Annotated in this window: 8 protein-coding genes, 1 tRNA gene and 1 other RNA gene; 5 read left to right on the forward strand and 5 right to left on the reverse strand. The window is 66.2% G+C overall.

Translation table 11 applies throughout. From position 1 onward, the window contains the following. Positions 1-17: 17 nt before the first annotated feature. Positions 18-509: a DUF302 domain-containing protein gene (locus tag RS027_RS02000; protein ID WP_311953231.1), complete on the forward strand. Its 492-nt coding sequence runs from the start codon at positions 18-20 to the stop codon at positions 507-509. Between the two features lie 106 nt (positions 510-615). On the opposite strand, the gene ffs is transcribed toward RS027_RS02000, so the two are convergent. From ffs to RS027_RS02015, 3 genes are all read right to left on the reverse strand, one after another. After that, positions 616-712: signal recognition particle sRNA small type (gene ffs, locus RS027_RS02005), an RNA gene on the reverse strand. 41 nt (positions 713-753) lie between these two features. Further along, positions 754-830 (reverse strand) — tRNA-Met (locus tag RS027_RS02010). 97 nt (positions 831-927) lie between these two features. After that, positions 928-1,872: a choline ABC transporter substrate-binding protein gene (locus tag RS027_RS02015; RefSeq protein ID WP_311953234.1), complete on the reverse strand. Its 945-nt coding sequence runs from the start codon at positions 1,870-1,872 to the stop codon at positions 928-930. Between the two features lie 185 nt (positions 1,873-2,057). Here RS027_RS02015 and betI point away from each other — a divergent pair, with 185 nt between their 5' ends. The 4 genes from betI (at position 2,058) to RS027_RS02035 (ending at position 8,648) form a co-directional block, all read left to right on the forward strand. Then, a complete protein-coding gene (betI, locus tag RS027_RS02020; protein WP_311953237.1) occupies positions 2,058-2,696 on the forward strand; it encodes a transcriptional regulator BetI in 639 nt (212 codons plus the stop codon). After that, complete coding sequence (betB, locus tag RS027_RS02025) at positions 2,686-4,155, forward strand: betaine-aldehyde dehydrogenase (RefSeq protein WP_311953240.1); 1,470 nt, start codon at positions 2,686-2,688, stop codon at positions 4,153-4,155. Before betI ends, betB begins: the two co-directional genes overlap by 11 nt. A 20-nt stretch (positions 4,156-4,175) precedes the next feature. Beyond that, positions 4,176-5,876: a choline dehydrogenase gene (gene betA / locus RS027_RS02030; protein WP_311953242.1), complete on the forward strand. Its 1,701-nt coding sequence runs from the start codon at positions 4,176-4,178 to the stop codon at positions 5,874-5,876. A 312-nt stretch (positions 5,877-6,188) separates the two neighbouring features. Then, positions 6,189-8,648 carry an acyl-CoA dehydrogenase gene (locus RS027_RS02035; protein ID WP_311953245.1) on the forward strand — a complete coding sequence of 820 codons (2,460 nt, stop codon included), beginning with the start codon at positions 6,189-6,191 and terminating at the stop codon, positions 8,646-8,648. A 73-nt stretch (positions 8,649-8,721) separates the two neighbouring features. On the opposite strand, the gene glpK is transcribed toward RS027_RS02035, so the two are convergent. Both glpK and RS027_RS02045 read right to left on the reverse strand, forming a co-directional pair. Further along, the gene (gene glpK, locus RS027_RS02040; RefSeq protein ID WP_311953248.1) at positions 8,722-10,215 is read right to left on the reverse strand and encodes a glycerol kinase GlpK; all 1,494 of its coding nucleotides are present in this window, start codon (positions 10,213-10,215) and stop codon (positions 8,722-8,724) included. A gap of 68 nt (positions 10,216-10,283) precedes the next feature. Then, a complete protein-coding gene (locus RS027_RS02045) occupies positions 10,284-12,134 on the reverse strand; it encodes an SLC13 family permease (RefSeq protein ID WP_311953251.1) in 1,851 nt (616 codons plus the stop codon). Between the last annotated feature and the right edge of the window lie 151 nt (positions 12,135-12,285).

The raw sequence follows: 12,285 nt of genomic DNA on the forward strand, positions 1-12,285 counted from the left end.
CGACCCCGGAGCATTCTATGTATAAACTGATCTACTCCAGCCTTCTCGGCTGCGCCCTTCTCGCCACCACCTCTGCCTGGGCGCAGGACACCCTGCCCACCGTCGAAGACCGTGACGGCTGGGCCGTGCACCAAAGCGAGATGTCGTACCCATCGCTGGTCGATAGCGTCAAGGCCGCTGCCGAGGCGAGCGACCTCGGCGTCGTCACCGAAGCCGGCCCGACCCAGGCGGCCGCCGATCGCGGCGTCGACATTCCCGGCAATCGCGTCATTGGCCTGTTCAATAACGACTACGCCGTGACCGTTCTGCACGCCTCCACCGCCGCGATGATCGAAGCGCCGATCCGCATGTACGTCACCGAAGCCCCCGACGGCACCGCCACGCTATCCTATAAGCTTCCGACGTCCGTTTATGAGCCCTATATGGAAGAAGGCGGCGACGCCCTGGCCGAGGCTGCCGAAGCGCTCGAGGCCGACTTCGAGTCGGTGGCAAAGGACGCGCTGGAATAAGCCAATGGGCAACGCCAGAGGACAACGTTCGGATAGCGCGCAGGGAAGCGCCTGAGACGGAGAACGAATAAGAAAGGATATAATAGAGAAGCTAAAATGGAGGCGGCCCCAAAAGCCGCATCCCGGCACACGCGTCCACCACTACCGTTGCTCCCTTCCGGGCCTGGCGGGGTTTGCAGTTTAGCGTTGCGGGAGGACCTGAGGGGCCACCATCGCCGCAGGCTGGGCCTGCGCTTGTTCGCTGTGGTGGCTACGCCCTGATTCGAACAGGGGACCCCATCATTATGAGTGATGTGCTCTAACCAACTGAGCTACGTAGCCTTTTCGCCATCAGCGGGGCAGCATTATGCCCGCGGATAGCGGCAAAGGCAAGCCCTTTTTTCCTGCCCTTGCCGCCGATGACGTCATTCGATCCGAATCAGTTAAGCGCGGAGCGCACCGCAGGCGCGCCCGGCTCGCCGTCAACGGTGGTGACGCCGTCAAGCCATTCGTCGAGCAGCTCGTCGTTGGCCGTCAGGTAGGCGCGGGCGGCATCCCGAGGATCTTCGCCCTCGTCCATGATGCTTGCCATCAGCTGGTTTTCCATTTCCAGGGTAAACGTCAGGTTGTCCAGCAGCGCGCCGACGTTGGGGCACTCGTCCACGTAGCCTTCGCGGGCGTTGGTGTACACCGTGGCGCCGCCGAAGTCAGGGCCGAAATAGTCGTCGGCGCCGGACAGATAGGCCATGTCGAAGTTGGAGTTCATCGGGTGCGGCTCCCAGCCCAGAAACACCATCCACTTCTCCTTGGGCGTGCGGGCCTTGAGCTCTGAGAGCATGCCCGCTTCGCTTGAGTCCACCAGCTGCCAGCCGTCCAGGCCGTAGGCGCCGTCGTCGATCATGTCCTGGATCATCTGGTTGCCGTCGTTGCCGGCCTCGATGCCGTGGATGCGCGAATCGAACTTGTCCGCGTGGTCGGCAAGATCGGTCACCGAGGTCACCCCGGCGTCGTGGACGTACTGGGGAACGGCCAGGGTGTACTTGGCGCCTTCGAGGTTGGCCTCCAGACGCTCGACGCTGCCGCCGTCGACGTACCTGTCGCTGATGGTGGCCATAGTCGGCATCCAGTTGCCGAGAAAGACGTCAAAGTCGTTGTTCTTCATGCCCGAGTAGGCAATCGGCACGGAAACGGTGTCCACCCGAGTGTCATAGCCCAGGCCTTCCAGCACTTCGGCGGTGAGCGCGGTGGTGGCGGTGATGTCGGTCCAGCCGACTTCGGCGAAGCGCACGGTGTCGCACTGCTGGGCCATCGCGGTCGCCGGCACGCCGGCGGCGAGCGTCAGCGCGGCCACCCAGCGCAAGGGTGAGGGAGCAGAGAAGCTCATGGGATTCCTCCGAATACGTTATTAATTGAACGTTCAATAAAAAAATGTCACCCTGCACAGGTAATCACGCCTTCATGCTGGTTTCAAGGGCAAGGCATCAACGCCATGGCGCATAGCGCCGCCGGACAATGGCATAATCGGCCGTTTTAGCGTGTCTTGTTCAACGAGTTTCGGGAGAGTACGCCGTGCCCAAGGTAGGAAACGAGCCGCTGCGCCGCCGGCAGCTGATCAGCGCCACCATGAACGCCATTGACGAGGCGGGGCTCGCCGACGCGACCATTTTGCGCATCGCCCGCCGGGCGGGCGTCTCGGCAGGCATCATCAGCCACTATTTCGGCGGCAAGGACGGCCTTCTGGAAGCCACCATGCGCCAGATCCTCACCGACCTTGGCAACGCCGTCGGCGAGCGCCGCCGCGCGCTTGACGATGATTCGCCCCGGGCCTGCCTCGGCGCGGTGATCGAGGGCAACTTCGATGACTCCCAGGTCACCGGGCCCGCCGCCAAGACCTGGCTGGCGTTCTGGACGAGCAGCATGCATAAGCCCGACCTGGCGCGGCTGCAAAACGTCAACGATCGCCGGCTGTACGCCAATCTGTGCTTCCATTTTTCCCGGGTGATGCCCCGCGCCGAAGCGCAGGACGCCGCCCGGGGCCTGGCGGCAATGATCGACGGCCTCTGGCTGCGCGGCGCGCTCACTCCCGAAGGGCTCGGCGCCGAAGGCGCCCGACGCCTCGCCTTCGCTTGCCTTGACCAGCTTTTGGCCCAACACGGCGGCGCGCCGGCATCGCCGTCCGCCGCCATAGGAGAGACCCATGATGAATGACATCCAGCCGCTCTATATCGACGGCCGCACCGTCGCCGCTACCTCGGGCGACACCTTCGACGTGACCAATCCCTTTGATGCCACCCGGCTGGCAAGCGTCGGCCAGGCAAGCGAGGAAGACGTCGATACCGCAGTCGCCAGCGCCGTCCGGGGCCAGAAAACCTGGGCCGCCATGACCGGCATGGAGCGCGGCCGGGTGCTCAACCGCGCCGCTGCCATGCTGCGCGAGCAAAACGACGCCCTGGCCGAGCTTGAAACCCGCAACACCGGCAAGCCGCTGAGCGAAACCATCGAAGTGGACGTTCAGACCGGCGCCGACGCCCTGGAGTACTACGCCGGCCTGGCCCCTGCCCTGGAAGGCAGCCAGATTCCGCTGCGCGAAAGCTCCTTTGTCTATACCCGCCGGGAGCCGCTGGGCGTGATCGGCGCCATCGGCGCGTGGAACTATCCGCTGCAGATCGCCTGCTGGAAGGCCGCCCCGGCGCTGGCCGCGGGTAACGCCGTGGTGTTCAAGCCAAGCGAAGTGACCCCGCTCACCGCAATGCAGCTGGCCGAGACGCTCACCGCCGCCGGCCTGCCCGACGGCGTGTTCAACGTGGTGCAGGGCGACGGCCGCGTGGGCAAAATGCTCACCGGCCATCCGGACATCGCCAAGATCACCTTCACCGGCGAAGCCGGCACCGGCCGTCAGGTCATGGCCGACGCCGGCGGCTCCACGCTGAAGGACGTCACCATGGAGCTTGGCGGCAAGTCGCCGCTGCTGGTGTTTGCCGATGCCGACCTGGACCGCGCCGCCGACGCCGCGATGATGGCCAACTTCTACTCCAGCGGCCAGGTGTGCACCAACGGCACCCGGGTCTTCGTCGAGCGCGGGATCAAGGACGCCTTCGAGGAAAAGCTGCTGGAGCGCGTGGCGCGCATCCGCGCCGGCGACCCGCTGGACCCCGAGGTCAACTTCGGCCCGCTGGTGAGCTTTGAGCATCAGGAAAAAGTGCTTTCCTATCTCGCCCTGGGCCGCGCAGAAGGCGCGCGGGTGCTGACCGGCGACGACGCGGCCTTTACTCAGGGCACGTTCGCCAGCGGCGCCTGGGCGGCGCCCACTATCTTTACCGACTGCCGCGACGACATGCGCATCGTGCGCGAGGAGATCTTCGGCCCGGTGATGTCGCTGCTCGCCTTTGACGACGAGGCCGAAGCCGTTCGTCGGGCCAACGACACCGACTACGGGCTGGCCGCCGGCGTGTTCAGCGAGAGCCTCAACCGCGCCCACCGCGTCATCCACCAGCTCGAAGCCGGCATCTGCTGGATCAACACCTGGGGCGACTCCCCCGCCGAAATGCCCGTGGGCGGCTACAAGCGGTCCGGCATCGGCCGGGAGAACGGTCTCGAAACCCTCGGCCACTACACCCAGACCAAGTCGGTCCAGGTCGAAATGGGCCCCTTCGAGTCGGCGTTTTAATACGCTTCAAGGAGAATGCCATGTCCCGGACACGCGAATTCGACTACGTCATCATCGGCGCCGGCTCGGCGGGCAACGCGCTCGCCGCGCGCTTGACCGAAGACAGCGACACCACCGTGCTGCTGCTTGAGGCCGGCGGCCCCGACTACCGCCTGGACTTCCGCACCCAGATGCCCGCCGCGCTTGCCTACCCGCTCCAGGGCACGCGCAACAACTGGGCCTTTCATACCGAGCCCGAGCCGCACATGGGCGGCCGGCGCATGGAGTGCGGGCGCGGCAAGGGCCTCGGTGGCTCTTCACTGATCAACGGCATGTGCTACATCCGCGGCAACGCCCTGGACTATGACAGCTGGGCGCAGCGCCCGGGGCTCGAGGACTGGGATTACCTCAGCTGCCTGCCCTACTTCAGAAAGTCCGAGCGCCGGGACATCGGCGCCAACGACTACCACGGCGGCGACGGGCCCATCGATGTGGCCACGCCCAAACCGGGCAACAACCCGCTGTACCGCACCTTTATCGACGCCGGGGTGCAGGCCGGCTACGCCGAAACCGACGACGTCAACGGCTATCGCCAGGAAGGCTTTGGCCCCATGGACCGCTTCGTCACGCCCAACGGCCGGCGCGCTTCCACCGCCCGGGGGTATCTCGACACCGCCAAAAAGCGCGATAACCTGACCGTGGAAACCCACGCGCTGACCGACGTCATCGAATTCGACGGCAAGCGCGCCCTGGGCGTGCGCTACGCGCGCAAGGGCAAGCCGCAGCGGGTTCACGCCCGGCGCGAGGTGCTGCTGTGCGCCGGAGCGATTGCCTCGCCGCAGATTCTCCAGCGCTCGGGCGTCGGCGACCCGGCCCTGCTCGAGCGCTTCGGCATTACGCCGGTTAAGGCGCTGCCCGGCGTAGGCGAAAACCTCCAGGACCATCTGGAAATGTACCTGCAGTACGAGTGCAAGGAGCCGATTTCGCTCTACCCCGCGCTCAAGTGGTACAACCAGCCCAAGATCGGCGCTCAGTGGCTGTTTGGCGGCACCGGCATCGGCGCGAGCAACCAGTTCGAGGCCTGCGCCTTCATCCGCTCGAGCGAGGACGAAGCCTGGCCCAACCTGCAGTATCACTTTCTGCCCATCGCCATCAGCTACAACGGCAAAAGCGCGGTGCAGGCCCACGGCTTTCAGGCCCACGTCGGCTCCATGCGCTCGGAAAGCCGCGGCCGGGTACAGATCACGTCGAAAGACCCCAGCGCCGCGCCCAGCATCCTGTTCAACTACATGGCCACGGAAAAGGACTGGCAGGAGTTCCGCGACGGCATCCGCCTGACCCGGGAGATCATCGGCCAGGCGGCGTTCGACGCCTACCGGGGGCGCGAAATAGCCCCCGGAGCGGACGCCCAGAGCGACGCCGAGCTGGATACCTTCATCCGGGAAAACGCCGAAACCGCCTACCACCCCTGCGGCACCTGCCGCATGGGCGAGGATGAAGGGGCGGTGACCGACGGCCAGGGCCGGGTTCACGGCGTTGACGGCCTACGCGTGGTAGACGCTTCGCTGTTTCCGGTGATCCCCACCGGCAACCTCAACGCGCCGACGATCATGCTTGCCGAAAAGATCGCCGACCGGATCCGCGGCCGCGAGCCGCTGCCCCGCCGCGAGGTGCCCTACTACGTGGCGGATGGGGCTTCTGCCGAGGAGGCGGCAAAGGCCAACCTGGCGACCCCCACCTGAGGCGATGCCGGCTCGGCGGCCAACGCCGGCCGGCGAGGATACCGCCTACCATGAACAAGCGCTGCGGCCGAGCCGCAGCGCTTTTTTTGTGCGCCGACGGTTTCGGCGATACATTGAACGGACCCGGGATAGATAGCCGGATAAGCATGGCATGATGCTTGCGCCCGCGGGGCGGAGTCTGCCACTATCCAAACAGGCATCCAAACGACTGTTTGAAACCTGTCATAAAAACTGACATAAAAACCCGTCGTTACGCTCGATAGACACCCACAAGGACCGGCGTCTCGCTCGGACGCCATCGGGAGAAAACCTATGCTCACCCTGCTGTTGATCGTGCTGGCCGTGGTTGGCCTGCTGGTGGCGATGCGGCGCGAGGCCGGTGCCGGCGCCGCCCTGCTGGCCACCGGCATCCCCGGCCTGCTGGGCCTTGGCCTGGGCGCGCCGGTGATCGGCGTGCTGCTTTTGATCGTCGCGGCGGCCATTGCCGTTGCCGGCCTGCCGGCGCTGCGCCGGCTATGGCTGACGCCCCGGCTGTTTGTCCTGTTCCAAAAAGTCGCGCCCCGGGTATCCGACACCGAACGCACCGCCCTTGAGTCCGGCACGCTGTCCTGGGACGGCGAGCTGTTCTCCGGCCGCCCCCGGTGGGAGTCGCTGCTCGGCTATACCGACGACGGTCTGACCGACGCCGAGCAGGCGTTTCTCGACGTGCAATGCGCCAGGGCTGCCGGCATGTGCAACGCCTGGGACATCACCCGGGAGCGTGCCGACCTGCCCCGGGCGCTTTGGGATTACCTGAAAAAGGAAGGCTTTTTCGGGATGATCATTCCCGAGGCCTACGGCGGGCTGGGGTTTTCCGCCAAGGCCCAGTCCATGGTGCTGCAAAAGCTCGCCGTCAACGAAACGCTGATGGTCACCGTAGGCGTGCCCAACTCCCTGGGCCCCGGCGAGCTGTTGCTCAAGTACGGCACCGAAGAACAGAAGGACCACTACCTGCCGCGCCTCGCCGACGGCCGAGAAATTCCCTGCTTTGGCCTCACCGGCCCCCGCGCCGGCTCGGACGCCACCTCGCTTCCGGATACCGGCATCGTTTGCAAAGAGACCGTTGACGGCGAGGAAGTGCTGGGCGTGCGCCTGAACTTCGAGAAGCGCTGGATCACGCTGGCCCCCATCGCCACCGTCGTCGGCCTGGCCTTCCGCCTGTTCGACCCGGACGGCCTGCTCGGCGACGAAGCCGACCGCGGCATTACTCTGGCGCTGATCCCCCGGGACACGGCGGGCATGGAAATCGGCCGGCGCCACGTGCCCATCGGCAGCCCCTTCTTGAACGGCCCGATCAAGGGCCAGGACGTGTTCGTGCCGCTTTCCACCATCATCGGCGGCGAGGCGATGATCGGCGAAGGCTGGCGTATGCTGGTGGAGTGCCTGGCCATCGGCCGCTGCGTCACCCTGCCCTCCGGCGCCACCGGCACCGCGCGCTACGCGCTTGGCTGGAGCGGCGGCTTCACCCGCATCCGCCGCCAGTTCAACGTGCCGGTAGCGGAGATGGAGGGCGTCCAGGAGCCGCTGGCGCGCATGGCCTCCCACGCCTACATTGCCAAGGCCGCGGTGTACCAGACGGCCAACCTCATCGACCACGGCGAAAAGCCCGCGGTGCCCTCGGCGATCCTGAAAAGCCAGCTCACCGAGTACCAGCGCGCGCTGCTGGGCGACGCCATGGACGTCCACGGCGGCAAGGCGGTCACCCTCGGGCCGCGCAACTACCTGGGGATAGGCTACAGCGCCAACCCGGTGGCCATCACCGTGGAAGGCGCCAACATCATGACCCGCAACCTGATGATTTTCGGGCAAGGGGTCATCCGCTGCCACCCTTACGTGCTGGACGAGCTGGCGGCCAAGGACGCCGGCGACGCCCGCGCCTTTGACAAGGCGTTTTTCAGCCACGCCGGGCTTGTCTTCGGCAACGCCGCCCGGGCCTTCACCCTGGGGCTCGGGCTTGGCAAGCCGACCGTGCCCTTTACCGGCCCGGCCGTTGAGTACGCCCAGGAAATTTCGCGGCTCTCCGCCGGTTTCGGCCTGTGCGCCGACGCCGCCATGGCGAGCCTGGGCTCGGCGCTGAAAAAGCGCGAAATGGTGTCCGCACGGCTGGGCGACGTACTCTCCAACCTCTACCTGGCCTCGATGGTGCTCAAGCACTGGGAAGCCGGGAACAAGGTGGAAGGCGAAGAAGCGCTGTTGCACTACAGCTGCCGCTTTTTGCTCCAGCGCGCCGAGCAGGCGTTTATGGAGCTTTTCGACAACCTGCCCAACCGGGCGCTGGGCAAGACCCTGAAGCTTGTGGCGATGCCCGCCGGCCGGCGCTTTAGCAAACCCCACGACGATCTCGCCCGGGATATCGCCAAACGCGTGTCGACCCACTCGGCGCTGCGCACGCACCTGCTGGAAAATACCTGGGACAAAGACGACGGCGATCAGCCCAACCCGCTGGCGGCCTACAACGCTCTGCTGGTCGATTACGACCGCGCCGAGGCGCTGTATCGCACGCTCAACAAGGCCTACGCCAAGGGCGAGCTGCCCGGCACCGCGCTGCACCCCGAGCAGCGGGTAGAAGCCGGGCTGGAAAAAGGCCTGATCAGCGATGAGGATGCGCAGTTCATGCGCGGCTTCGAAGCCGAAGTGCTTGAACTTCTCACCGTGGACGACTTCGCCTTTGACGAGCTGGCAAGCAACAAGGACGAAGTGATTTACCACGCCGGCCAAGCGCCCTCTGCCTGACCCGTCCATGCCGGCCCCCGGCCGGCACCTGCTCTCAGCCCCGGCCCTGGCGCCGGGGCTTTTTTGTGCGCCTTCAGTAGGAGCGCACCCGCCCCACGGCGTCGAGCCAACCCTGGTAGAGCGCCTCGCGCTGATCTTCGGCCATGGTGGGGGTAAAGCTCGTCTCGCAGCGCCAAAGCTCGGCCAGCTCGTCGAGGCTTTGGTACCAGCCAAGCCTGAGCCCGGCGAGAAACATAGCACCCAGCGCGGTGGTTTCCAGCACCTCGGGACGGTCCACCTGAACCCCCAGCATGTCGGCCAAAAACTGCATGACCCAGCTATTGCTGACCATGCCGCCGTCCACCCGCAGCCGGCCCGGCGGGGCCTGCATGTCGTCGTGCATGCAGCGCTGCAGGTCCCGGGTCTGATAGCACACCGCCTGCAGCCCGGCGGCCACGATCTCGGCAATGCCGGTATCCCGAGTCAGGCCGAAAATCGCTCCGCGCGCCTTGGGATCCCAGTACGGCGCGCCCAGCCCGGTAAACGCCGGCACCAGGTACACGCTGTGGCCGCTGCGGGTGCGCCGCGCCAGCGCCTCGGTATCGGCGGCGTCGGCAAATAGCTTGAGCCCGTCGCGCAGCCACTGCATGGTGGCGCCGGCGACGAAAATGCTGCCTTCCATGGCATAGGTCGGCACGCCGTTCAGGCGGTAGGCCACCGTGGTTAACAGGCGATTGCGCGAGCGCGCCGGCTCTTCGCCGGTGTTGACCACCATGAAGCAGCCGGTGCCGTAGGTGCTCTTGGCCATGCCCGGGCTGAAGCAGGCCTGGCCCACCAGCGCGGCCTGCTGGTCCCCGGCTACGCCGGCAATGGGCAGCTCGCGGCCGAGCCAGCGCGCCTCCAGGGTGCCGAAGTCGTCGCTTGAGTCCCGCACCTCGGGCAGCAGGCCGGCGGGGATGCCAAACAGCTCAAGCAGCGCGTCGTCCCACTGCTGGGTGTGAATATTGAACAGCGCGGTGCGCGAGGCATTGGTGGCGTCGGTCAGGTGGCGTCGCCCGCCGGTCAGCCGCCAGATGAGGAAGGTATCCACGGTGCCGAAAGCCAGCTCACCGCGCTCGGCCCGCTCCCGGGCGCCGTCGACGTTGTCCAGCAGCCAGGCAAGCTTGGTGGCGGAGAAGTAGGGGTCGATCAAAAGCCCGGTGCGCGCCTGGACGGTCTCGTTGTGGCCGGCGTCGCGCAGGCGCTGGCAGTGCTCGGCGGTGCGCCGGTCCTGCCACACGATAGCGTTGTACAGCGGCTCGCCGGTGGCTCGATCCCACACCAGGGTCGTCTCGCGCTGGTTGGTAATGCCAAGTCCGGGCACCTGCTCAAGGGGCGCGTCGCTTTCGGGCAGCGTGCCCAGCACCTCGCGGCAGGTGGCAAGCACCCCCTCCCAGATTTCCTCGGGATCGTGTTCGATCCAGCCGTCTCGGGGATAGTGCTGGGTAAACGCCTGCTGGGAAATACCCGCCATCTGGCCGTCGCGGTCGAACAGCATGGCGCGGGTGCTGGTCGTGCCCTGGTCAACGGCGAGAATATACGACGCCATGGTTCACCCCCTGGTCAATTACCTGAATTCAAGACAATGGTGCCGAGACCATGATGACAGCCACCCGCTTACAGCGGCCAGCGCCATAAAATCATGGGGATGGCCACCGCCATCACCGTAAGCGAAAGCGGTAAGCCAAGCTTCCAGTAGTCGCCGAAGCGGTAGCCCCCCGGCCCCAGCACCAGCGTATTGGACTGGTGACCGATGGGCGTTAGAAACGCGCACGAGGCGCTGACCGCAACGGCCATCAAAAACGGATCCAGCGAGACGTCCAGGCCGTTGGCCAGACTCGCCCCAATGGGCGCCATCAGCAGCGCCGCCGCGGCGTTGTTGACCACGTTGGAGAGCAGCATCGACACCACGAACAGGCCGCTCAGGGTCACCACCGCCGGCCACTGGCTGCCGGCCTGGAGCATGGCGCCGGCAATCAGCTCGGCGCCGCCGCTGCTGTCCAGCGCCTTGCCCACCGGCAGCATCGCGCCCAGCAGCACGATCACCGGGCCGTCGAGGGCCTGGTAGCCGTCGCGCAGCGGCAGCACTCTTGCCAGCAGCGTGGCCACCGCAGCGCCCGAAAGCGCCACCGCGGCCGGCAACAGATCCAGCAGCATGACGGCAATGGCCAGAGCAAACACGCCCAGCGAGAGCGCCATCTTGCGCGGCTGGCCGAACGTCAGCTCGCGGCTGGCCAGCGGCAGGCAGCCAAGCGTCGCCAGGCTTTCGCGCATTTCCTTTTCGCTGCCCTGAAGCAGCAGCACGTCGCCGGCCTGGAAACGAATATCGCGCAGACGCTGTCTGAGCCGGGTGCCGTCCCGGGCGACGGCCACCAGGTGCAGGCCGAACTGATGGTGCAGCCGCAGCTGGCGCACGCTGCGGTGGGACATCATCGAGTCGTTGCGCACCACCGCCTCCACCAGCTGCAGGCCTTCGATATTGACGCCGCGCGAGGTGCCCTTCTTGGCCGACCCGGCGTCTTCCCCTTCTTCGGCTCCGTCCTCCCCTGCCTCACCGGGCTCGCTGACCACGCTCAGGCCAACCTTGTCTTCCAGCAGCTTGAGCTCGTCGGGCGCCGCTTCCAGCAGCAGGATATCGCCGGTTTGCAGCGTGCCGTAAAACGCATAGCCGGCGCGGCGCCTGTCATCGCGCACCACGGCCAGCACGGGGATCGCCTCGTCGATTTCCTGGCGCAGCTGCTGCAGCGTCAGGCCGTTGGCCCTGGCGTCCTCGCCGACCTTGAGCTCGGCCAGGTAGCTTGCGGTATCGAACATGTCGGCGCTGGAGGCCTGCCCGGCGCGCCGGGGCGTCAGCCGCCAACCCACCAGCACAATGAACGCCAGCCCGGCAAGCGCCACCGCGACCCCGACCGGGGAAAAGCTGAACAGGCTGAAGTTTTCTCCAGTGATATTGCCCCGATAGCTTGCGATGATGATATTGGGCGGCGTGCCGATCAGCGTGGTCAGCCCGCCCAGCAGCGAGCCGAACGCCAGCGGCATCAGCAAAAGCGAGGGTGAGGTATCGTGTTCCCGGGCCAGGCGCAGCGCCACGGGCAGCAGCAGCGCCAGCGCGCCGACGTTGTTCATCACCCCGGAAAGCACCACTACCGTGCCCACCAGCACCGTCAGCTGCACGATCAGCCGGTCGCCGGCTTTCAGCACCTGTTCGGCAATCAGGTCCACAATACCGGCACGTTCAAAGCCGCGGCTGAGCACCAGCACCGCGGCAACGGTGATCACCGCCGGGTGGCCGAACCCGGAAAACGCCTCGTCGGCGGGTACCAGCCCCAACACCACCGAGGCCAGCAGCGCACAGAGGGCGACCAGGTCATAACGCAGGCGTCCCCACATAAAAGCGCCCAGCGTCGCCCCCAGAATGATAAACGCCAGGGTGCTTGGCGCCACGTCGAAGGGTATTGCCTCTATCATCCGGACTCCTGTCAGCGGCGGGAAAGCGTCATGAAATCAGCCGGTCGTGCCCCCGGGCAATAAAAAACGGGCATCTGTCAGCAACAGATACCCGTTCGGCTCGATCGCCAACTACCCTATCGTTAACTACTCCAGGGCCGATAGCTCACGA

The sequence above is a fragment of the Halomonas garicola genome, from assembly GCF_031935715.1.
GTDB lineage: Bacteria > Pseudomonadota > Gammaproteobacteria > Pseudomonadales > Halomonadaceae > Vreelandella > Vreelandella garicola.